Origin of the sequence: Halobellus rufus, assembly GCF_000739575.1 — an archaeon.
Lineage (GTDB): Archaea > Halobacteriota > Halobacteria > Halobacteriales > Haloferacaceae > Haloquadratum > Haloquadratum rufum.
On the sequence record NZ_BBJO01000020.1, the window covers coordinates 1 to 22,525 of the forward strand.

The 22,525-nt window shown below is 66.7% G+C and carries 22 protein-coding genes and 1 pseudogene; 14 read left to right on the forward strand and 9 right to left on the reverse strand.

From position 1 onward, the window contains the following. The 3 genes and pseudogenes from ACP99_RS09180 to ACP99_RS19160 form a co-directional block, all read left to right on the forward strand. Positions 1–895 (forward strand): heavy metal translocating P-type ATPase (locus ACP99_RS09180; protein WP_156105639.1); only part of this gene is annotated, 895 nt, incomplete at its 5' end. Positions 896–943: 48 nt separating this feature from the next. After that, positions 944–1,228: pseudogene (trxA, locus tag ACP99_RS09185) on the forward strand (thioredoxin); the annotation flags it as partial. A gap of 134 nt (positions 1,229–1,362) precedes the next feature. Beyond that, positions 1,363–1,512 (forward strand): 50S ribosomal protein L40e, encoded by a 150-nt coding sequence (locus tag ACP99_RS19160; protein ID WP_081927351.1) that lies wholly within the window; start codon positions 1,363–1,365, stop codon positions 1,510–1,512. 13 nt (positions 1,513–1,525) lie between these two features. On the opposite strand, the gene ACP99_RS09190 is transcribed toward ACP99_RS19160, so the two are convergent. Continuing rightward, the gene (locus tag ACP99_RS09190; RefSeq protein ID WP_049986320.1) at positions 1,526–2,158 is read right to left on the reverse strand and encodes an MBL fold metallo-hydrolase; all 633 of its coding nucleotides are present in this window, start codon (positions 2,156–2,158) and stop codon (positions 1,526–1,528) included. Positions 2,159–2,607: 449 nt separating this feature from the next. On the opposite strand from ACP99_RS09190, the gene ACP99_RS09195 reads away from it, so the two are divergent. The 6 genes from ACP99_RS09195 (at position 2,608) to hsp14 (ending at position 6,336) form a co-directional block, all read left to right on the forward strand. Then, positions 2,608–2,790 carry a DUF5786 family protein gene (locus tag ACP99_RS09195; protein ID WP_049986321.1) on the forward strand — a complete coding sequence of 61 codons (183 nt, stop codon included), beginning with the start codon at positions 2,608–2,610 and terminating at the stop codon, positions 2,788–2,790. Positions 2,791–2,829: 39 nt separating this feature from the next. After that, entirely contained in the window at positions 2,830–3,396 is a 567-nt protein-coding gene (locus tag ACP99_RS09200) for an endonuclease dU (protein ID WP_049986322.1), read from the forward strand. A 61-nt stretch (positions 3,397–3,457) separates the two neighbouring features. Next, entirely contained in the window at positions 3,458–4,096 is a 639-nt protein-coding gene (locus tag ACP99_RS09205) for a uracil-DNA glycosylase (RefSeq protein ID WP_049986323.1), read from the forward strand. Positions 4,097–4,202: 106 nt separating this feature from the next. After that, positions 4,203–4,847: an imidazole glycerol phosphate synthase subunit HisH gene (gene hisH, locus ACP99_RS09210; protein WP_049986324.1), complete on the forward strand. Its 645-nt coding sequence runs from the start codon at positions 4,203–4,205 to the stop codon at positions 4,845–4,847. 102 nt (positions 4,848–4,949) lie between these two features. After that, positions 4,950–5,756, forward strand: a complete 807-nt coding sequence (gene pheA / locus ACP99_RS09215) for a prephenate dehydratase (protein ID WP_049986325.1) — start codon at positions 4,950–4,952, stop codon at positions 5,754–5,756. A gap of 139 nt (positions 5,757–5,895) precedes the next feature. Continuing rightward, positions 5,896–6,336 (forward strand): archaeal heat shock protein Hsp14, encoded by a 441-nt coding sequence (hsp14, locus tag ACP99_RS09220; protein WP_049986326.1) that lies wholly within the window; start codon positions 5,896–5,898, stop codon positions 6,334–6,336. A gap of 87 nt (positions 6,337–6,423) precedes the next feature. On the opposite strand, the gene ACP99_RS09225 is transcribed toward hsp14, so the two are convergent. Further along, positions 6,424–6,834: a UPF0146 family protein gene (locus ACP99_RS09225; RefSeq protein WP_049986327.1), complete on the reverse strand. Its 411-nt coding sequence runs from the start codon at positions 6,832–6,834 to the stop codon at positions 6,424–6,426. Between the two features lie 39 nt (positions 6,835–6,873). On the opposite strand from ACP99_RS09225, the gene ACP99_RS09230 reads away from it, so the two are divergent. Then, positions 6,874–7,395, forward strand: coding sequence for an archaemetzincin family Zn-dependent metalloprotease (locus ACP99_RS09230; protein ID WP_049986328.1), 522 nt, complete (start codon positions 6,874–6,876; stop codon positions 7,393–7,395). Positions 7,396–7,702: 307 nt separating this feature from the next. Next, positions 7,703–9,055 carry a hypothetical protein gene (locus ACP99_RS09235; protein WP_049986329.1) on the forward strand — a complete coding sequence of 451 codons (1,353 nt, stop codon included), beginning with the start codon at positions 7,703–7,705 and terminating at the stop codon, positions 9,053–9,055. A 49-nt stretch (positions 9,056–9,104) separates the two neighbouring features. Here the strand turns inward: ACP99_RS09235 and ACP99_RS09240 are convergent, their stop codons facing one another. The 6 genes from ACP99_RS09240 to ACP99_RS09265 all read right to left on the reverse strand — a co-directional run bounded on the left by ACP99_RS09240 (position 9,105) and on the right by ACP99_RS09265 (position 17,288). Further along, a complete protein-coding gene (locus tag ACP99_RS09240) occupies positions 9,105–9,833 on the reverse strand; it encodes a fumarylacetoacetate hydrolase family protein (protein WP_049986330.1) in 729 nt (242 codons plus the stop codon). Between the two features lie 282 nt (positions 9,834–10,115). Next, positions 10,116–11,192: an amidohydrolase family protein gene (locus ACP99_RS09245; protein ID WP_081927353.1), complete on the reverse strand. Its 1,077-nt coding sequence runs from the start codon at positions 11,190–11,192 to the stop codon at positions 10,116–10,118. 114 nt (positions 11,193–11,306) lie between these two features. Beyond that, entirely contained in the window at positions 11,307–13,343 is a 2,037-nt protein-coding gene (locus tag ACP99_RS09250; protein ID WP_049986332.1) for a TRAP transporter permease, read from the reverse strand. Between the two features lie 27 nt (positions 13,344–13,370). Next, positions 13,371–14,495 carry a TAXI family TRAP transporter solute-binding subunit gene (locus tag ACP99_RS09255; RefSeq protein WP_081927355.1) on the reverse strand — a complete coding sequence of 375 codons (1,125 nt, stop codon included), beginning with the start codon at positions 14,493–14,495 and terminating at the stop codon, positions 13,371–13,373. Positions 14,496–14,615: 120 nt separating this feature from the next. Continuing rightward, positions 14,616–16,184: a class I adenylate-forming enzyme family protein gene (locus ACP99_RS09260; protein WP_049986334.1), complete on the reverse strand. Its 1,569-nt coding sequence runs from the start codon at positions 16,182–16,184 to the stop codon at positions 14,616–14,618. 9 nt (positions 16,185–16,193) lie between these two features. After that, positions 16,194–17,288: an amidohydrolase family protein gene (locus ACP99_RS09265; RefSeq protein WP_049986335.1), complete on the reverse strand. Its 1,095-nt coding sequence runs from the start codon at positions 17,286–17,288 to the stop codon at positions 16,194–16,196. A 206-nt stretch (positions 17,289–17,494) separates the two neighbouring features. On the opposite strand from ACP99_RS09265, the gene ACP99_RS09270 reads away from it, so the two are divergent. Then, on the forward strand, positions 17,495–18,469 hold the full coding sequence (locus ACP99_RS09270) for a lactate/malate family dehydrogenase (RefSeq protein ID WP_049986336.1): 975 nt from the start codon (positions 17,495–17,497) through the stop codon (positions 18,467–18,469). A 58-nt stretch (positions 18,470–18,527) separates the two neighbouring features. Then, positions 18,528–20,297, forward strand: coding sequence for a thiamine pyrophosphate-requiring protein (locus tag ACP99_RS09275; protein WP_197052414.1), 1,770 nt, complete (start codon positions 18,528–18,530; stop codon positions 20,295–20,297). Positions 20,298–20,335: 38 nt separating this feature from the next. On the opposite strand, the gene ACP99_RS09280 is transcribed toward ACP99_RS09275, so the two are convergent. Then, positions 20,336–21,478: a pyridoxal-phosphate-dependent aminotransferase family protein gene (locus tag ACP99_RS09280; RefSeq protein ID WP_049986337.1), complete on the reverse strand. Its 1,143-nt coding sequence runs from the start codon at positions 21,476–21,478 to the stop codon at positions 20,336–20,338. 114 nt (positions 21,479–21,592) lie between these two features. On the opposite strand from ACP99_RS09280, the gene ACP99_RS09285 reads away from it, so the two are divergent. Then, complete coding sequence (locus ACP99_RS09285; protein WP_049986338.1) at positions 21,593–22,501, forward strand: DMT family transporter; 909 nt, start codon at positions 21,593–21,595, stop codon at positions 22,499–22,501. Positions 22,502–22,525 lie beyond the last annotated feature (24 nt).

Here is a 22,525-nt window from a genome sequence, read left to right on the forward strand (position 1 = left end):
CGAGACCCGCGACATCGACGACTTCGAGAGCATCACCGGCAAGGGCGTCCGCGCGGACCTCGACGGGACGACCCACTACGCCGGCAAGCCGGGGCTGTTCGAGGAACTCGGCTTCGACCTCTCGCACGTCCACGCGACGACCGACGGCGGCGTCGTCACCCGGACCGCGCGGGCGATGTGCGAGCGCAACGGCTGCCTCGACCTGCTCGAGGAGACGGTCCCGGAACTCCAGTCGCAGGGCAAGACGGTCGTCCTCGTCGGCACCGAGGACGAACTGGAGGGAGTCGTCGCCGTCGCCGACGAGGTCCGGCCCGAGGCCGCCGAAACGGTGCGCCGGCTGAAGGACCTCGGAGTCGAGCGGACGGTGATGCTCACCGGCGACAACGAGCGGACCGCCCGCGCCATCGCCGAGCAGGTCGGCGTCGACGACTTCCGCGCGGAGCTCCTCCCCGACGAGAAGGTCGCCGCGGTCGACGACCTCATTGACGAGCACGACGGCGGCGTGGCGATGGTCGGTGACGGCATCAACGACGCGCCGGCGCTCGCGACCGCCACGGTCGGTGTGGCGATGGGCGCGGCCGGGACCGACACCGCCCTCGAAACGGCGGACGTCGCGCTGATGGGCGACGACCTCTCGAAGCTCCCGTACCTCTACGAACTCGCGGGGGACGCAAACGGCGTGATCCGGCAGAACATCTGGGCGAGCCTCGGCGTGAAGGCCGGACTCGCCATCGCCGTGCCGTTCGGTTACGTCCCCATCTGGCTGGCCGTCCTCGCCGGCGACGCGGGGATGACCGTCGGCGTGACCGCGAACGCGATGCGGCTCTCGCGGGTAGCGCCCGCGGCTCTCGGCTCCGGTTCCGACGCCCCGCCGGCGTCGGAAACAGGGCGCTAATTCCCGCGGTGGAAACGCTTATGCGACGCCCCGCGCAACGTCGCTACGCACACGATGACCGTCCGAGTACTCGATTTCTACGCCGATTGGTGCGGCCCCTGCAAGAAGCAAGATCCGATCTTAGAGGAGCTCGAAGCCGAATACGGCGACGTCGAGTTCGCGAAGATCGACGTCGACGAGGAACAGGACGTCGCGAATCAGTATCAGGTCCGCTCGCTCCCGACGATCGTGATCGAGCGCGACGGCGAGATCGTCGACCGCTTCGTCGGCTTCACCCAGCGCGAAGACATCGAGTCGGCGCTGGAAGGCGCAGCACAGCCGGCGGGCGCGTAATCGGGCCCGGCTTCGGGGACCGCCCGTCCCGCTGTCGGGCCGTCTCGCCCCCGGTGCGTCTCTCTCCGGCGACGGCCTCACCGGGTATCGCTCGTCTCGCAAGCGTTATACTCCCGCGTCCGGAAGCCACCCGTATGGCTAAGAACGAAGCTGCGGTCGACCGGATTCTGGACAAGCAGATCTGTATGCGCTGTAACGCCCGCAACCCGAAGCGCGCCGAGGCCTGCCGCAAGTGCGGCTACAAGAAGCTTCGACCCAAGTCGAAGGAACGACGCGCAGCGTAAGCCGCGAAACGCGCTACTCCTCGGGGTATTTCGGCTCGCGACGCTCGGCCCGTTCGAGCGCCCGCTCGATCACGTCGCGGACCGAATCGTTTCCGCCGTCCGGATCGGCGCGATAGACGTCACCGTGGCCGGCGTACAGCGCTTCTACCGTGTCGGGGAGCCGATCGAGTAGCGTCTCCAGGCTCTCGATGAGTCGCTCGCGGGACTGTCCGGGCAGGTCGGTCCGACCGAAGCTCCCGTCGTCGAACGCGCCGTCGTTGTAGACGACGACGTCGCCGCTGAACACTCGGGTATCGCCGACGAGCGCGACGTGGTCGTCGGCGTGGCCGGGCGTGTACACCACCTCGTAGGACTCGCCGCAGAGGTCGACTACCTGCCCGTCTTCGAGCCCCGCGGTCCGTCGCGGATGATCGCCGTAGGCGTAGAGGTCGGCTTCGAACCGGTCCAAGACGGCGTCGAGTTCGCCGACGTGGTCGCGGTGCTGGTGGGTGAGATAGACCGCCGAGAGGTCGTCGACGTGCTCGCCGATCACGTCCTCGACGCCCGGCATCGTCCCCGCGTCGACGAGGACCGGATCGGGTCCGTCGAGCAGGTACGCGTTGCAGGTGAACTCCGTCGCGTCCTCGGTGACCGTGTGGACTTCCATACCTCGGCGTTCGCCGGCCGGCGACGAAAAAGCCTCGGCCGGGGGCGAGACCCGTACCGCTTTCGATGGGTGCTCTTCCCCGGCCACCGCGAGCGTTTATATACGAGCGAGCGGCCACGCGGCGTATGCGTCGAACCGTACCCCGCGTCGGGTCGCGATAACTCGGCACGTCGACGCGGGAGCGACTGCGACGGCGGAGGCACGGGCGTCGTCGCGAGCGGGTGCCGATTGCTCGCCCTACTCACCGCGTCGATGGAGCGCTGTGCTATAGTCGCGTTTGCACGTCTTCGTTCACTCGATGGCACGACAGCGTGCGATCGGATGAGCACTCTTGCAGACGCTACCGTGCCGGTTTCGGCCACGTGCAGGGTATCCACCCCTGCTGCGTCCGATATACCCGGTGAATCCTGCGTGTGTTTTTTGTCGGTCGATTCCCTATCACACACTGTATGGGATTTGGGAGCTACGACGAGTCCGAACAGGAGAACCAGGACTACGACACCGATCTCGACGACGGCGACGGGGTCGCGACCTCCCAAGCGGAGCACCGCGGCGACGTCGAGTTCGAGATCGGTGCCTCGAACGACGAACTCCTCGATCGGCTCAAAGACATCAAAGACGAGGAGGAGTGACGGCGACCGCCCGGCGCCGTCAGGAGGGGTGACTCGCCGGTGAAACCCGGCACGCGGGCGCTCGGTATCGCGGAATCGACCGACGAGTCGAGCGGTCGCTGCGTTCTCTGCGGAGCTGTCGTCCGTGCGGACCGCGTCGTCGACGGCGTCGCCTTCGCGACGGCCACCGTCGGCGGCCTCGACGCCACGGACGCGGTCCGTCGGCTGTTCCACCGCTTGGACCGCGAGGACGTCCAGTACCTGCTGGTCTCCGGCGTCGCGCCCGCGTGGTTCAACCTCCTCGATCTCGATCGGATCGCCGACGCGACGGAGCGGCCGGTCCTCTCGGTCTCGTTCGAGGAGAGCCCGGGGCTCGGTCCCGCGCTCGCCGAGCACTTCGAGGGCGACGCGCTCGACGCCCGGCTCTCGCTCTACGAGCGACTGCCGCCGCGCCGCCCCCTCCGCGTGAACGATGAGACGGTGTTCGTCAGGAGTGCCAACAGCGGCGACGACGTCGCGAGCGTCGTCCGCGCGTACACGCCCGCCGGCGGCCGTCCGGAACCGATCCGCGTCGCGCGTCTCGCGGCGCGGGCCGCCCGGCAGTGGCGTGCGGAGGGGACGCAGTAGCCACTCCGCCTCGAACGCCTCGGACCGTCACGGGTAAGTCACCGCCGTGCACCCATCCGGTATGACTGACGCGGAGACTGACACGCTCGCCGACGGCGGCACCGACGGGACGATGGAGGGACTCGAAGTCGACGCGTGCGAACGCTGCCCCGAACTCGTCGAGTCGCGCTCGCAGATCGTCAACGGCGTCGGCCCCGGCGAGGCCGACCTCCTCTTCCTCGGGGAAGCGCCCGGGGCGAACGAGGACGAGCAGGGTGAGCCCTTCGTCGGTCGCTCCGGGAGCATCCTCGACGACGCGCTCCGCGACGCCGGACTCGCTCGCGCCGACGTTCGGATCACGAACTGCGTCCGCTGTCGGCCCCCGGACAACCGCGACCCCACGAGCGAGGAGCTCGCGAACTGCAAGGGCTACCTCGAACGCGAACTCGCGCTGGTCGATCCGGAACTCGTCGTGACGCTGGGGAAGGTCCCCTCCGAGCACCTGCTGGAGCGCTCGGTCGCCGTCACGAAGGAAGCCGGCGACGTCGTCGACGTCCGTCTCGGCGAGCGGAGCTACCGCGCGGTCGTCTCCGTGCACCCGGCTGCGACGCTCTACGACGGCAGCCAGCGGGAGACGTTCTTCGAGACCATCGCGCACGCGGTCGACCTCGCGGGCGTGGGCGAGAGCGACGGCGGTCAGGCGAACCTCGGGGACTTCTGAACGCGATTGGCGCGCGGTTGAGCGACGCGGGACCGCTCGACGCCGGGGCGGTTCGCCCGCCGAGAGTGTCGGAAACGATTTCACCCGCCGCCGCGAAGCGGCACGTATGAGCGTTCAGACGCTGGCAGATGTCGTCCTCGTGGATTACGGCCTCGGAAACCTCCGAAGCGCCCAGCGGGGGCTCGAACGCGCCGGCGCGTCGGTCTCGGTGACCGACGATCCGGCCGACTTCGAGGCGGCCGACGGGATCGTCCTCCCGGGCGTGGGCGCGTTCAGCGAGGGAATGGAGAACGCCGGGCCGTTCCGCGAGCCGCTGGCGGCCGCCGCGGAGCGAGGTCAGCCCATCTTCGGCATCTGCCTCGGGATGCAGATGCTGCTGACGACGAGCGAGGAGGCCGACCACGCCGGTCAGGGACAGGTCGAGGGGCTCGATTTCGTCCCCGGAACCAACGTCCGGTTCTCGCAGGGTCAGAAGGTCCCGCACATGGGTTGGAACGAACTGAACGTCGAGCGCGAGCACCCGCTCGTCGACGGGGTCGACGGGGAGTACGCCTACTTCGTCCACTCCTACTACGCCGAACCCGACGACCCCGACGCCGTGGTCGCGACGACCGACTACGGGGTGTCGTTCCCGGCGGTGATCGCCAACGAGGCGGGCAACGTCTTCGGGACCCAGTTCCACCCGGAGAAGTCCGGCGAGACCGGGCTTCGCATCCTGCGGAACTTCGTCGAGTACTGCGCCGAGCAGTGACCTCGCGCTGACCGCCCGGGCTTCCCACAGCGGTTTTTCGCCGACGGCTCCGAGGCGGGCGTCCCCGACGGGCTTTTAGGATCCCGTGGAGTAGACCGGCCTATGCAGGTAGTCACGTTGGGGCCCGAAGGAACGTACTCCCACCGCGCCGCCCGCGCCGTCGACGAGGACGTCGTGTTCCGCGAGTCGGTCTCGGGGATCGTCGAGGCCGTCGACAGCGGCGCCTACGAGCGCGGCGTCGTCCCGATCGAAAACAGCATCGAGGGGAGCGTCACGGAGACGCTCGACGCCATCGCGAACGCCGACATCGCGGTCGTCCAGGAGATCGTCACGCCCATCCGACACGCCCTCCTCGCGCAGTCGGCGAACTTCGACACGGTCGCCTCCCACTCGCAGGCGCTCGCGCAGTGTCGTTCCTACCTCGAACGGGAGTACCCCGACGCCGAGTTGGAACCGGTCACGAGCACCGCCCGCGGCGTCGAGTACGCCCGCGAAGACCCGACGGTCGCCGGTATCGGCCACCCCGACAACGCCGGCGACGACCTGACCGTCATCGCCGAAGACATCCAGGACCGCTCCTCGAACGCGACGCGATTCCTGGTCATCGCGCCCGCCGAAGAGCGCGCCGACGGCGGCGGCAAGTCGACGATCGTCGTCTACCCGAACGCGAACTACCCCGGGCTCCTGCTCGAACTGCTCGAAGCGTTCGCCGAGCGCGACATCAACCTCTCGCGGATCGAGTCGCGACCGAGCGGCAACCGCCTCGGCGACTACCTCTTCCACATCGACTTCGACGCCGGCTTCTACGAGGACCGCGCCCAGGAGGCGCTCGAAGACATCGAGGAGATCGCCGAGAACGGCTGGGTGAAGCGTCTCGGGTCCTACGATAAGCGGCACGTGCTCTACTGACCTCTACGCGCTTGCTAACCCACGTGCCGTCTGAACTGCCGATAGTCCGAATCTGAGCGACGGAACCGTGCGATCTGCAATCACAGCTCCTGTCTGCTTTATTATCTCACAGGGTGTATCTCTACCTCGGTGAAATTCAATGATGAGACGTTCCCCCAGTTTCGACGACTTCGAGTTTGACGACCTCTTCGGCCGGATGTCCCGGCAGTTCGAGGAGATGAGCCGCCAGTTCGACGGCGGCCGAGCGTTCGGCCGCGAGATGGCGATCGACCTCCGCGAGGACGACGACGAGTTCGTCGCGCTCGTCGATCTCCCGGGATTCGAGAAGAGCGACATCGACCTCTCGGTGACCGACGACGTGCTGACGATCGAGGCGTCCCGTTCGGAATCGGCCGAGGAGGAGGACGAACACTACGTCCACCGCGAACGCCGCTCCGACACGATCCGACGCTCGATCCGCCTTCCCGCGGCAGTCCGTCCCGACGACGCGTCGGCGACGTACAACAACGGCGTCCTCTCCGTGACGCTGCCGAAGTTGCACGTCGAGGACGAGGGCTCTCACCACATCGACGTCGAGTGAGAGAGGCCGCTCGTTGTGCCCGCTCTCCGTCTCTCCGCTGATTCTTTTCTGCTCTGCTGATTCCGCTCTGCTGATTCCGCTCCGAAATCAACTCTGTTCGCGAGCGACGTAGAGCGTCTCGCCCTCCGCGAGCGACTCCGTCGAACACGACACCGACGGCGAGTCGTACCCGAGCGTGGTAAACAGGAAATCGGCGTCGACGGCGGTCGCGACGGCCAGCGTCGGGCGGTGGAGTTCCGGCGGGAGGTTCAGTCCGTAGAGCAGATCCGCGCGGTAGTGGTCGCCGGGATCGTCGCGCGCCGCGGCGTCGACGACGTCGTCACGGACGAACGCGACCGAGGGCGGCACGTCGAACTCGGCGACGTCGACGGCGGTGACCGAGAGCCCCCGATCGGCGAGGCCGACCGCCACCTCCGGACGTCGGCCGACGCCGATTTCGACCGCCGAGCCGTACGCCGAAAATCGGGAGACGAGGGCGGTATCACGGGGCGTAACCACGGCGGGGTATTTATTAATCCGCCCCGCTTAAGCCCTTCTATGCTCGTCGACATCGTGCCGATCGGGGACCTCTCCGCGCAAGTAAAGCGCGAGGCGTCGGCCGCGCTGAGAGGGGTCTACGACTGCGAGGTCGCGGTCCAGGAGGAACAGTCGATCCCCGACGGCGCGTTCGACCGCAGCCGGAATCAGTACCGAGCCGAGCAGTTCATCGAACTGGCGAGCCGGGTCGGAAACGGCGAGAAGAACATCGGCATCACCTCTCAGGACCTCTACTACCGGCGGCGAAACTACGTCTTCGGCCTCGCGTATCTGAACGGCAACGGCTCTGTGATCTCGACGCATCGGCTTCAGACCTCCTCCGACGGCGGCATCACCACGAAGCCCCAATCGGAAGTGTTCGCCGACCGCGTCCGCAAGGAGGTCGTCCACGAGATCGGTCACACGCTCGGCCTCGAACACTGCGACAACAGCAAGTGCGTGATGTCTTTCTCCCCGACGGTCCGCGAAGTCGACGTCAAAGAGGAGAACCTCTGCGGGACCTGCAGTCAGTTGTTGTACTGAGTCATCGTCGACCCGTATTCTACGCTGTGCCCGTTGCCGCCAGTTGTGACACCATCTTAATATAATTCACAAAATGACGAAAAAATAAATTCCCATTTAATACGGAAATGTAAAATATCGCGACTTCAGATCCTCATAGCTAGTAATCAGAAGCAAAAAGATAAAAATAGTATTTTTATTTATATTTAGTTCAAAATAATATTTCTGCCTCGAACAGTCGTCTCCCGCGCCGCTCGGTCCGTTCTCGATCCGGCGTGTGGTTCGCGGAGTGTGGCACGTTTATTATCGGACGAGGACAGAGAACCGTATGGAACAAAACGACGTCGTCAGTGCGCTTTCCGTGTCGGAGACAACGATCCTCGAGGCGTGCGGCGACCCGCCGCTGCCGGAGACGGGCGTGATCGAACAGGTCTGGGAGACGGACGCGATTCCCGTAGACGACGTCCGCGACCGCGCGGCCGAGGCCGCCGCGGCGCTCCCGCTCGAGTCGGTCCCGGCGGGCGGGGAGGTCGCCCTCGGCGTCGGCAGTCGGGGCATCGCGAACCTGCCGGCGATCGTCGCCGGCGTCGTCGACGCAGTCGTCGAGGCGGGCTACGAGCCGTTCGTCTTCCCGGCGATGGGGAGCCACGGCGGCGCGACCGGCGAGGGTCAGCGCGAGATGCTCAACGAACTCGGCGTCACCGAGGAGGCGATCGGCTGCGAGATCCGCTCCAGTATGGACGTCGTCGAGGTCGGTCGCACGCCCGACCGCGACGTCCCAGTCGTCGCCGACGCCAACGCGGCCGCCGCCGACGGCATCATTCCGATCAACCGCGTCAAGCCCCACACCGACTTCGACGGCGTCGTCGAGAGCGGCCTCTCGAAGATGCTCGTCATCGGGATGGGAAAGCAGCGCGGCGCGAAGATCGCCCACGACTGGGCCGTCGACTGGTCGCTGCGGGAGATGATCCCCGAGATCACCGAGCGGCTGCTGGCGGAGCTCCCGGTCGTCGGCGGCGTCGCGATCGTCGAGGACCAACACGACGACACGGCGATCCTCGAGGGCGTCCCGCCGGGCGGCTTCCTCGATCGGGAGACCGAACTGCTCGAGACGGCCTACGAGATTATGCCGAAGATCCCCTTCGAGGCGGTCGACGTCGTCGTCTTCGACCGGCAGGGCAAGGACGTCAGCGGGCAGGGGATGGACACGAACGTGATCGGACGGCGGCCGTTCGCGATCAACGAGCCCGAGCCAGAGAGCCCCCGGATCAAGCGGATCTACGTGCGCGGGCTCACGGAGACGACCCACGGCAACGCGATGGGCGTCGGCTCCGCGGACGTGATCCACGAGGACATCGTCGCAGAACTCGACGCGCCGACGACGCTGATCAACGCGCTCACCGCGAGCACCATCCGCGGCGTCCGCCTCCCGCCGGTCGTCGAGACCGACCGGGCGGGGCTGGTCGCCGCGCTCTCGACGATCGGGGTCGTCGATCCCGAGACGGTCCGCGTCCTCCGCGCGCCGGACACGATGCGGCTCCACCGGCTCGTCGCGTCGAAGGCGCTCGTCGAGGAGGCCCGCACCCGGGACGACCTCCGCGTGGTCGAAGAGCCAGCGCCGATCGAGTTCGACGACGGCGCGTTCGTCGATCCGCCCGGGTACGCGGGCGCGTCGGAGTGACTCGCTTCCGAGACGCCGATCACTCCGGGATCACGCCCGGAGACGCCGATCACTCTCGGGACGCCTGTTCGACGACGGAGTTCCGCAGGGTGCCGACGCCCTCGTAGGTGATCTCGATCTCGTCGCCGGGGTCGACCGTCCCGGGGTTCGCGGGGCTGCCGAAGGCGATCACGTCGCCCGGGCGGAACGTGAACCGCCGCGAGAGGTAGGAGACGACCTCGTAGGGATCGAACAGCATCAGTTCGGTGTTGGCGTCTTGGCGCACCTCGCCGTTGATCTCGGTTCGGATGTCGAGGTCGTACGGCGTGACGTCGGTCTCGATCCACGGGCCGAGCGGACCGGAGGTGTCGAACGCCTTCCGCGCGGTTCGGCCCTGCTGATCGAGGGCGTCGACGTCGTTGAGAACCGTGTACCCGCGAATCACGTCCGGGACGTCCTCGGGAGCGACGTCGTGACAGCGCTCGTCGACGACCGCCGCGAGCTCTCCGGCGTACGTCAGTTCCTCGGTCCACGCCGGGTAGCGAATCGGTTGCTCCGGTCCGACGAGCGACGTCGGCGGCTTGATGAAGAAGTCCGGCTCCTCCGGCCGGTCGTAGTCCATCTGATCGAGCGTCTCCGCGTAGTTCCGACCGACGCAGTACAGCGCCGACGGTGTGCAGGGGTACGTGAGCGCACCGTCGCGCCCGACGGTGTACCGCCCGTCGTCGGCGACGACGACGCCGTTCTCGTAGCGGCCGGTGACGGGGCCGTCCGGGGTCTGGATCCGTGCGAGTCGCATACGCCGAGTGCGCGACCCGGTCGTAAAACGACAGCGAAACCGCGTTCGAGCGAGTTCGACGGCTGGTCACGACGAGTGGCCCCGTATCCGTCCTCGTCGGGCCGCTCTTTATATTTCAGATCTTACTATTCGTACTCTACTGTAATTTATTTTATATTCGTGAACGATACGAGATTTAATGCAGTCTGTGTCTCGTTTTGTTACTTTCAGTAATATGTAATTTACCAGTCTCAGAGTAACATCTACGAGAACTATCAGAAGCTCTGACGCCGTGGACTCGCCTCAGAGGTCGACGTAGTTTCTGAACATCCGGTCGTCCTCGACGTCGATGTCGAACAGCCGCACGGCGTTGCCGCCGAGAATCAGGTTCAGTTCCTCCTGGGGGAGGTCCTGCTCCATCGCGTACTTCCGGAGTTGCCGCAGCCCGGCCCCCCAGTAATCGGGCTGGTGGGCGGGCAGCCCGCGGTTCTCGATCTGCTCCCAGAACGTCGGCGGATCCTCGTTCGGCTGGCTGTGCTGCACCATCGAGGCCCCCCAGTCGTTGCCCCAGAGGATCTGATCGATCGCGATGTTGGGATCGTTCAACGGCTTCTTCATCAGGTCCGCCCAGTAGAGACCGATCTCGAGGTAGACGTCGTCGAAGGAGGCGGCCACCTGACAGCACTTCTCGACGTAGTCCTCGCGCCACCCCGCCTGCATCCCGCCGTGATCGAAGATGATCGGCACGTCGGGGTACTCGGCTTTCAGTTGGCTCGCCAGCGTCGGATCGCTCCAGTCGGGGTAGAGGTTGAACAGGTGGTTCCCGCCGTAGCCCGAGGCGTAGCCGGTGTGCCAGCGGACGGGGACGCCGTGGTCGGCGGCGACGTCGAAGACGTGTCGCATGTCCTTCTTGCGCTGCTTCCACTCGATCGGCTCCGTTCGGGTCGGGTCGCCGCGGATCCCTTCGCCGGTCATCCGGAAGCCGTCTTGGGAGAGCCAGTAATCCAATTCCTCGGCGGCCGCCTCCCAGGACCACTCCTCCTCGCCGCGCAGCGCCTTCTTTTTCGTCTGTGCGGGGGCGGCGGCGGCGATGAACTTCTCGGGGTTCGCGTCGATGATCTGCTTGTTGATCTCGTTCGTCATCCCGAACCCCGAGAGCAGAACGCACATATCGACGCCGTAGGTGTCCATATCCCGCAGGACCCGATCGGAGTTGTCGTAGATGACGACGTCCTCGTCGCCGTCGGCCTCCTCCGCCGGCGTCGCGAGCTTCATCGCCTTCGCCAGGTTCCCGTAACTCGAGTCACCCTGCGCTTCGACGTTCACCGCGTGCCGCTGTGCGTGACAGTGCGTCTCGACGATAAATCGACCTAACTTCATCGTCTCACACTGCGCAGCCACCCTATTTAATAATTTAATTAACTTCTGTGATGTTTGGAGCGAACCCGCCGCCTCGATCCGAAAACGAAACGCGGCGCGTCCGCGAGGAACGCGTCAGTTACCGCCGTCGGCCGCGGGGGACGGCTTCGTGAGGTACTGCGCGTACATCCGCGAGACGCCGGGGACCTGCACGACGGACGTGGCGAGGACGAGCACGACGATCGCGACGCCGATCGCCACCTGCGTGGTGAGACCGAAGAGCCCCAGGTAGGTCCCGAAGAACCCCAGCACGGCCAGCACCGCGTAGATCGACCGGCCGACGAGCGAGAGACGGCTGCTGCCGTCGTACGCGAAGATGGTCATCGAGAGCGCGACGATACCCGCCAGCACGCTGAACGTCACGAGGGGCGTCGAGGGGAGCTCCCAGTAGATCAGCACGTCGTTGGCGACGAAGATGAACGGGATGACGAACCCCGAGAGCGCGAGCTTCGACGACTTGATCGCCGTGTCGATGTACTCCGCGTCCGCGATCTTCGCGGCGACGATCGTCGACGGGCCGACCGGCGGCGTGAGCGAGGAGTACATCGCGAAGTAGAAGACGAACATGTGCGCGACCAGTTCCTGCACGCCGAACCGGACCATCGCCGCGCCCGCCAGCGACGCCACGAGGACGTACGCGGCCGGTGCCGGCATCCCGAGCCCGAAGATGAGGCTGACGCCCATCGCCAGGAGCAGCAGGAGCAGGACGCTCCCGCCGGCGAGGCTTATCATCAACGTGTTCAGCCGCTGGGCGAACCCGGTCTGGGTGAACACCGCGATGATGATCCCGATCGCACCGAGGATCACCAGCAGCGGCGCCATCTCCTCGGAACCGACTTTCAGCCCTTTGGCGGTGTCTCTGACGGCGTTTGTGACCCCGGCGGCGCGCTGTTCGACCAGGTACTTCACCGCGACGATGCCGATCAGCGTCAGCGTCGCGTAGTACCCCGACGTCAGCGGCGTGTACTGCAGGATCGCCAGGAAGTAGATGAGCACGGCGAACGGAGCGACGTACCAGAGTATCTCCAAGAAGACGCCGTACTCGACGTCGTCGACGTCCCGGGTGGTCTGCCAGCCGAACTTGTAAATCAGGAGTTGAACCGAGACGACGATGCTGAAGTAGAACAGCACCGCGGGAATGAGCCCAGCTTGGATGATTCTGACGTATGGAAGGCCCAGGAGGTCGGCCATGATGAACGCCGCGATGCCCATGATCGGCGGCACGAGTTGCCCGCCGATTGAGGCGACCGTTTCGATCCCGCCCGCGTATCCCTTGTCGACGCCCTGATTCTTCATCAGCGGGATGGTGAAGCTCCCCGTCGTCGCCGTGTTCGCCGCCGACGCGCCGGTGATCGACCCGAACGCCAGACTGGCCAACACCGCCGCGTGGACGATGCCGGACTTGAACAGTTTGCTCACCTCCTTGCTCACGTCCATCAGGTAATCGAGGATGCCGTAGGCCTTGGTCAGGCCGGCGAGCAGCAGGAATATCGCGACCCACGTCGCACCGACCTGGAGGATGAAGCCGTAGACGCCCTGCATCCCGAGGACCGTCAGTCGGAGCAACTGCTCGGTGCCCATTCCGCTGTGATAGAGCGCTCCGGGCAGATACGGCCCGAGGTACCCGTACAGGAACCCGAGCGGAACGATCGACGCCATGAGCTTCCCGAAGGAGCGGACCGTGACGTCGGTACAGAGATACACGATGATCGCCCCGATCACGTAGTCGGCCGTCCGGTACCCGACGATCGGCCCCTCCTCCATCAGGCGCACGTGGTGAACGTCGATGTAGACCATCACGACCATCGAGACGGCCGCCAGCGCGACGAACAACACCGGTCTGACGAACCGGACGTACGACCGGTCGAGTCGGTCGGACAGGTGAGTCAGGTAGGTCCCCGACAGCTCCTCGACCGGATCGAGCGCGTCCCGGACGAGACCCAGATAGAAGATTGTCAGGCACAGGCCGAGGACCAGGTTGGTGTGACGCACTCGCGCGCCGTAGAACGACTCGGCGTAGTACAGTAACAGCAGGCCCAGGGCGAGCCCGAAGAGAAAGACGCCGCGGTCGCTGAACCGGCGGAGCTGCCCCCTACGTAAATATGAGCTCATTGTTTCGTTCAAAGAACAGATGCGAGTCTAGTTAAGACCGTACTCTTCGAGGAAGTCCTCGGTGCCCTGGTGGAGCGAGAAGCCCGGGTGCGGCTCTCGCGTCCAGTGCTCGTCGTTCGTGTAGAACGAGAGGAGCTCGTGGTACTCGCCCATCGAATCTCGGTTCTCGTACATCGTCTCCAGCGTCGTGTAGACCGCGTCCGCCGACGTCTCCGCGGTCCCGTAGAGCCACGTCACCTGCGACATCGACCGGGGCGTGTCGGGGACGTACGCCCACCCCTCGGGGTCGACCTCGAACTCGAAGGAGTTGCCCCAGCCCTCGTCGTTTATCTCGCTCTGGAGCTCCGCGGGGAGTCCGAGCAGTCGGGCGTCGACCGTACCCTTGATCTCCTGCACCCAGCCGGGGGTGACCGTTCCGACCTGTACGTTCGTGAACGCACCGAGAGCGACATCGACGCGGCCTTCGGCGACTGCGGCACCCATATCACCGTAGCCCACGTTCCGCTCTTGGTACTCGATGCCTCCGAGTTCGAGGACGCGCCGGACCATGTCCGTCACGCGCGATCCGGACGGACCCGGTGCGACGTAGTGGTCCGACGTGATATCGTCGATCGTCGAGAGCGACTCGTCCTCCGTGAAGAGGAACCAGTCGGAGGTGGAGCCGTGAACGATCTGTCGGAGGTCGACGGCGACGTCGCCGAAGGGCTCGTTCCCCTCGTTGACGTCGTGTGCCGTCGTGCTCTCGATGAGTCCGATGTCGATCTCGTCTCGGCCCATCCGGCCGATGTTCGCGGCCATCGAGGCGCTCGGGCGGACGTCGAGGAACACGTCGTCGGTGTTCTCGTTCACGACGCCGCCGAGGCCGGACATCATCGCGAAGTTCGCGCTCACTTCGGAGGCCGTCCCCATGACGAGCGTCTCCTCGGACCCGCCGCCGTTCTCCGAGCCGGAATCGGTCGATTCGCCGCCGCTGTCGCCGCTTCCCTCGCTGTCGCCACCGTCGCTGCCGCCGTCTCCCGAACTCCCGTCTCCGGAGCCGCCGTTGCCCATACAGCCCGCGAGGCCGACGGCCCCGAGCAGGCCGGCGGATTTCAGAAATCGACGTCGACGAGTAGTGCTGGAGCTACGGTCTCCACTGGTACCATTTACCATACTCCCACAGATACGATTATTATAATATAAATCTATTGTCGACGGCTTGATCGATACCCAGCCGGGACGCCGATCGGCGTCCCCGATCCGACGGAGGCGCTGCTGTGGCGGCTCTTCGGACTACGTGTCTTCGACGGCGCGCGCTTTGATCGCCGCGCGATCCAGTTTGTCGCTGGCGGTTCGGGGGAGGGTGTCCCGATAGAAGTGATACGCCCGCGGCCGCTCGTATCGAGAGAGGCTCTCGCTCTGTAAGCACCACTCGTCGAGGTCCTCCTCGGTGAGGTCGGCGTCGGCCGTGTGTACGGCCGCCGTCACCCGCTCTCCGTACTCATCGTCTTCGACGCCGAAGACCGCCGACTCGACGACGTCGGGGTGGGCGTTGAGGCGCTCTTCGACGGGCGTCGGGAAGACTTTGATCCCCTTCGAGAGGATCATGTTGTCGTCCCGGCCCTCGATGAACAGGTAGCCGTCCGCGTCCTGGTAGCCGAGGTCGCCGGAGTACCACCAGCCGTCCTCGAAGGACTCCCGGGTCTTCTCGGAGTCCTCCCAGACCCAAACGGCGGCGTCGCTGGACTTCACGATGATCTCGCCGACCTCGCCGGGTTCGAGGACGTCTTCGGGCGATCCGCCGCGTTCGACGACGCGCACCTGGACGCCGAGGAGCGGCTTGCCGACGCTGTCGATGCGGTCGCCCTCCATCTCCTCGGCGTCGATGTAGGTCCCGCAGATCTCGGTCGCGGCGTACGACTGCGAGACCGACGGGGAGATGTGCTCTTGGAGCTGCTCCAGCGTGGTCGTCGTGAGCGTCTCCCCGCCGGATTCGACCGTCACGAGGCTGCTCAGGTCGTACTCGTCGAGGTCCGGCAACCGCAGCACCTCCCGCCACATCGTCGGCACGAGATTCGAGCTGGTGATCGAGCGCTCCTCGACGAGTTCGACGTACGCCTCGGGGCTCCACTGCTTCACGTAGTACGAGGAGCCGTTCGCGAGCATCGTCGGCAGCGTCGTCGAGTACCACGCCGCGAACGACGGCGTGAAGAAGTTCGACACCCGCGTCAGTCTGGTCGTTCCCTTCTTGTGCGCGAGCTTCATCGCGCGGTGGACGAGGCTGCGGTTGGTGTGACACCAGCCCTTCGGCTTCCCGGTCGTCCCGGAGGTCCACATCACGACGGCGACGTCGTCGGGGGCGCTGGTGACGTCCGGCTCGTCGGCGGGCTGTCCGTCCGTGAGCGACGACAGCGACCGCTCGTACTCGGTCTGGGGCTCGCCCGTCGTGACGACCGCGGCGAGGTCGGTATCGACCGCGCCGCGGACGTGCTCCTCGACGAACGCCGAGCGTTCCTCGTCGACGACGAGCACGCGCGGCCGGAGGGACTCGATGCACGACCGGACCGATTCGGGCGACCCGCGAACGTGGAGATTCGAGACGATACACCCCGCTTTCAGGCCCGCGTTCCAGAGTGTCGTCTGTTCGACGCTCGCCTCGGTGAGATAGGCGATCCGATCGCCCTGCTTGACGTGGGCTCGGAGCCCGTTGGCCGCGCGGTTGCTCTCGGCGTCGAACTCCGACCACGTGACCTCGCGGCCGGCGCTCCCGTTCCCGAACGCGACCCGGTTCGGGTTGGTCTCGGCGGCGTTGCTCGACAGTTCCCGAACCGCGGGCAGCGTCACTCTGGATGGTACCTGCATAGCGGCGGCTTAGATGTACTCCGGGAAGAGCCGCTTGTGCGGCGGTTCGATGTCGAGCAGGCGGCAGATGTTCCCGCCCATGATGAGGTTGAGGTCGTCCGCGGGGAGGTCGACCTCGCGGGCGTACTTGTCGATCTGCCGCATCGAGGTGCCCCACGCGTCCGCCTGGTGCGCCTGCAGGCCGCGGCTCTTGATCTGGGTCCACCGCTGCGGCGGGTAGTCGTACTCGCCGGTCGAGCGGTTCGCCGGGTTGTTCGTCGCGATCCACGACGCCCCCCAGTCGGTGCCCCAGATCAACTGGTCGGCCCCGATGTTCGGGTCGTTCATCGGCCGCTTGATGAGGTCCGACCAGTAGTTGCCGATCTCGATGTAGACGTTGTCGTACGTCGCAGCGACGTTGCAGGACTCCTCGACGTTCTTCCGCCAGTTGCCCTGGACGCCGCCGTGGTCGATGATGATCGGCACCTCGGGGTACTCGAGGTGCAGGTCGATCGCGTACTTGATGCTGCGTCGGTCGGGCAGCAGCGTGCTCGGGTCGCGCTCGTAGCCGCCGTTGACGGAGCCGGGGTGCCAGCGCACGGGCACGTCGTGCTTCGCGGCGACGTCGTAGATCTTCCGCAGCTGGTCGTGGCGCTCCTCCCACGGGACGCGCTCTGCGCGGTCAGTGATCGTCGGGTCGAACGGGAGCATCTCGCCGATGCCGACGAAACCGTCCTGGCTCAGCCGTTCGTCCATCTCCTCGCAGGCGCGGTCGATGTCCCACTCCTCCTCGCCGGCGACCGCCTTCCGGTTCGTCTCGTAGGGGTGTGCGAAGGCGACGAACTTGTCGGGGTGCTCTTCGATCATCTTCCCGTGGAGGCGGTCGCTGAACCCGAACCCGGGCTGGAGACAGACCATATCGACGCCGTACAGGTCCATGTCGTACAGGAGCCGGTCCGTGTTTCGGTAGGTGACGATCTCCGCGTCGTCGTCGGCCCGGTCGGCGTCCTGTGCGTTCCACATCAGGCGGCTGAGCGTGGCGTAGTCCGGTCGTTCTTCCCTGTCCTGGAAGTTCACGGCGACGCGCTGGCCGTGAACGTGTGTATCGATAACGAATCTTCCCATTCGCATAGCAACTGATCCGTTGAGTACATTCGTATATTACCTTGTCGGTAGGTGACGTGAGACAGACAAACGTCACTGCGGTAGACCCCCTCTCGAAAGCCACGGTAGCCGATCGCTTCGACCAAAGCTACGGAAGCCGACCGCCCCGCTCGAAACGACGCTCGACGCCCGATCAACATATAACGGGTTGCGCCGACACTCGTGGTATGCACGTGGGCATCATCGGCGGTGCGAGCACGATCGGGTCGACGCTCGCGTACGGCCTCGTCTGCGACGATCCGCGCAACTCGGTCACGCTCTTCGAGGCGGACTTAGACGCCGCGTGGGGGCACGCCACCGACCTGCGACACGCGAACTACCACTTCTCGGGGGCTCCGCTCACCGGACAGGACCCACGAAACCGACCCGGCACGGTCGCGCACGCACCGACCGACGCGATCGGCGAACACGACCTCGACGCCGTGGTCATCACCGCCCGCGTCGCACCGAGCGCGGACGACGAAGCGCGCAGCGCGGAGGGAGCGCGTTCGAGAGAGCTCGACGCCAACGTCCCGCTGATCGACGCCATCGCCCGCGATCTCCGGTCGATCGAGCCGGTGCCGACGGTCGTCGTCACCAACCCCGTCGACCGGATCGTCTACCGGCTCCGGTCGCGGCTCGACTGGCCGCGCTCGACGGTCCTCGGGTTCTCGCTGGCGGAGACCGCCCGGGTCGCCGACGCGATCGCGCGGCGGCACGACGTCCACCCGACCGCCGTGTCCTGTCCCACGATGGGCGAACACGGCGAGCACGTCGTTCCGATCTTCTCGCGGACCACCGTCGAGGGCGAGTCGGTCTCCTTCGCGCGGGACGAGCGGGAGGCGATCGTCGACGAGATCCGAGCGGTTCCGTTCGAGATCGCCGGAAAGCGGGGATTGGAGGACTCCTCGCGCTGGGTGAGCGGCGCGGGGCTACTCCGGGTGCTCCGAACTATCGCCTCGCCGGAGCGGACCGGTCCGCTCTGTCTGTCGACCGTCCTCGACGGCGAGTACGGCTTCGACGACGGCTGTCTGAGCGTCCCGGTGGCGCTGACCGCCGACGGCGTCGACGAGATCGTCGAGTGGGATCTCGCCGACGCGGAACTCGAGCGGCTCCAGGCGGCGCACGACGTCGTCTGGCGGGACATACAGGGGTTCGAGTAGCTTCCGCCGCTACAGCGGGAGTCCCGCTGTCACAGAGCGAACTCCTATATACGATTGTGTGGAACACTTCGACGATATGGGCGAGGCCGCAGCGGACGGGACGGACGATAGTGAACTGACTGCCGCAGAGGTGATCCTCCGATCCCTCCGCGCGTACGACGTCGAGTACGTGTTCGGCAACTTCGGCACCGACCACCCGCCGCTCCTCGAAGCGGCGGCGCGACTCCGCGAGGAGGAGCCCGACGCGATCCCCGAGTTCGTGCTCTGCCCCCACGAGTCCGGCGCGCTGAGCGCGGCGGCCGGCTACGCGGCGGTGACCGGTAGACCCCAAGCGGTGTTCGTTCACGTCGACGTCGGGACGCAGAACCTCGGCGCGATGGTCCACAACGTCCACCGCGGCGACGTCCCCGTCTTCATCTTCGCGGGGCTCGCGCCGATCACCCACGGCGACGAACCCGGGGCGCGTTCGAGCGGCATCCAGTACATCCAGGACGTCTACGATCAAGAGGCGATCCTCGAACAGTACTGTCGGTGGACCGGCGAGTACCGCCCGCCCGCCGATCCCGACGAGTTCGTCGCCCGCGCGCTGACGCTCGCGTCGACCCCGCGGCAGGGACCGAGCTATCTGACGGCCACGCGCGAGGCCCTCGAAACGACCGTCGACGCCACGCCGGGGTCGCACTCCGTCGCCAGCGCCCGCCCCTCCGCCGCGGACGAGGCGACGGTCGATCGGCTCGCGTCGATGGTGCGGGAGGCCGACGCCCCGCTCGTCGTCACGAGCAAGCTCGGAGCCAACCGCCCCGCCGAATCGGTCGATCGGCTCGTCCGCTTCGCGGAGGCCGCGGGCGCAGGCGTCGTCGAACAGCGCCCGACGGCGCTGAACTTCCCCCGGACGCACGATCTCCACGTCGGCTTCGCGCCGCGCGAGGCGATGGACGCGGCGGACCTCGTCGTGATCGCCGACGCCGACGTCCCGTGGGAACCGGGCTCGGAGCCGCCGGTCGGTTCCGACGTCACCGTCGTCCACGTCGACGTCGACCCCGAAAAGCGGCACTACCCGCTGTGGGACTTCGAGATCGACCTCCCGATCCGCGCCGACCCTGCCGCGACGCTCGCCGCGGTCGCGGAGCGACTCGATGCGGAGACAGGTAGAGGCGGGGCGGACGGGGCCGCCGACACCGGTGCCCGCGCGACGCCGTGGCGTCGACGACACGACGAGCGCCTGAGCGAGCGCGCGGACTCGCTGGCGGACGCCCGCGAGGCCGGAGCGCTCACCCCCGCCGCGTTGACCGCGGCGATCGACGAGGTCCTCGACGACTCGGCGATCGTGCTGAACGAGACGACGACGAACAAGCGCACGGTCCTGGAACACCTCGACCTCGACCGCCCGGGGAGCTACCGCTCGCCGTACGGCTCGGGGCTGGGCTGGGCCCCCGGCGCGGCGACGGGGGTCAAACTGGCCGCGCCGGACCACACGGTGGTCACGCTCGTCGGCGACGGCTCCTACGTCTTCGCGAACCCGACCGCCTCGGCGTGGATGGCCGCCGCCCACGACGCGCCGTCGCTGACGGTCGTGTACAACAACTCCCGGTGGAACGCCGTCCGGACGTCGACGCTCGATCAGCACCCGGAGGGCAGCGCCGCGGCCGCGGACGTCCCCGAGAGCAAGTTCGAGCCGACTATGGACCTCTCGCACGCCGCCCGCGTCGTCGACGCGCACACCGCCGTCGTCGACTCCCTCGCGTCGCTCGAAACCGACTTGCGAAACGCGCTCGACGCCGTCGAACGCGGGACGCCGGCCGTGTTGGACGTCCGCGTCGAGCAGTAATATAAAGACGAATCCGTGCGGTCGCAGTCGGGCCCGACCTACGCCTCGTAGCCCTGGTTCGCCAGCGCCTCTTCGAGCGCCGAGAGGACGAACTCGACGTTCTTGCGCTGGGCGGAGTACCCCATACAGCCGATCCGGAGGATCTCGCCCTCCAGATCGCCGAGCCCGCTGGCGATTTCGAGGTCGTGCTTCTCCTGCAGTTCCGCGAGCAACTCTCCGTCGTCGACGCTGTCGGGGATTCGAACCGCGTTCAGCGACGGCAGCCAGAACTCGTCGTCGGAGTTCATCTCCAGTCCCAGTTCCTCCAGTCCCGCCTTCAGCTCGCCGGCGACCTCGCGGTGCCGCTCCCAACGGTTTTCGAGGCCCTCCTCGGCCACTAGCTGGAGCGCCTCGCGCAGCGCGTAGACGTTCGTGATCGGCGCGGTGTGGTGATACGACCGGTCGTCGCCCCAGTAGCCCTCGAGCAGCGAGAGGTCGAGGTACCACGAGCGGACCTCGGTGTCGCGGTCGAGCACCTTCTCCATCGCCCGGTCGTTGAGCGTCAGCGGACTCGCGCCCGGCGGACAGGAGAGGCACTTCTGGCCGCCCGAGTAGGCGACGTCGATGTCCCACTCGTCGACGCGGAGTTCGACGCCGCCCAGCGACGTCACGCAGTCGGCGATGACGTAGGCGTCGTGCTCGTGGGCGATGCTCGTCAGCTCCGAGACGTTCGGTTGGAGCACGCCCGTGCTCGTCTCGGCGTGGACGAACCCGAACACGTCGGGGTCGTGGACCTCGAACGCCGCGGCGACGTCGTCGGGGTCGAGGGGTTCGCCCCACGGCGCGTCGACGTGGACGACCTCGCCGCCCGCGCGCCGGGCCATCGACTCCATCCGGCCGCCGAAGTAGCCGTTCGTCGGCACGAGCACGGTGTCGCCCGGTTCGACGAGGTTCCCGAACGCGGTCTCCATCGACGCCGACCCGGTTCCGCTCACCGGGATCGTCCAGCGGTTCTCCGTCTGGAACGTGTAGCGCAGGAGGTCTTGGACCTCGTTCATAATCTCGATGAACGCCGGATCGAGGTGACCGATGAGCGGCGCGCTCATGATCCGGAGCACTCGCGGGTGGACCTCACTCGGTCCCGGCCCCATCAGCGTTCGTTCCGGCGGGTTAAGCGGGTCGGTGTCTGGTGCGTCCAGCATACGATGCCCTACGTAACACCGCGTCAATAAAACTATCTGCATCCGACCGCCCGCTACACCCCTCGCGCCGACGTTGCGAAAGAGTATTACTGGACGGTGGCGACGCTCACACAGATGGCCGAGATCTCACACCTGCTGGCGATCGGGCTGGCGGTCGGCGCGGCGGTCTCCTCGGCCACGTCGAACCTGAGCGTGCGCAAGGGGACCGACGACGGCCGGACCGAAGACGCGATTCTCGTGGTCGCGCTGGTCAACGTCGCCGTCCTGCTCCCAGTGGTGGCGGTGCGCTATTACCCCGACTACGGGCTGACGTGGCTCTCGCTCGGATCGTTCGCGGTCGCCGGCGTCCTCGGCACCCTGATCGGCCGCGCGCTGAACTTCGTCAGCATCGACAAGATCGGTGCGAGTCGGACCGCGCCGATCATCGCCTCGTGGGCGCTCATCTCGACGGTCCTCGGCGTCATCTTCCTCGGCGAGACGTTTTCGGCCGTTCACGGCGTCGGTATCCTCCTCGTCGTCGGCGGCGTCGCCGTCATCGCGTGGATGACGAGCAACGACAACCCCGAGGACCTCCCCCGGCGCGAACTCCTCCTCGGCATTCTGATCCCGTTCGGGGCCGCGGTCGCCGTCGGCTGGGAGCCGATCTTCGCGAACGTCGGCTTCGACGAGGGGACCCCGCCGATGGTCGGCCTCGCGGTGAAGTCAGTCGCCGCCACGCTCGGCTTCGCGCTGTACCTCTGGTGGGACGACGCGCTCCCCGACCGGTCGGTCTTCCGCGGGACCAGCGCCCGCTGGTTCGTGTTCGCCGGCCTCACGAACACGCTCTTCCTGCTCGGGTACTACGTGGCGCTCTCGATCGCCCCGGTGAACATCGTGAGCCCGATCGTCGTGACGAACACGCTGTTCGTCGTCGTGCTCGCGGCGCTGTTCATGCCCGACCGCCTCGAACGCGTCTCCTGGCGACTGATCGCGGCCGCCGGTGTCGTCGTGACCGGGGTCGTACTGATAACCACGTCCGGGTAGCCCCCCGGGCGGTCCCGTGACGCG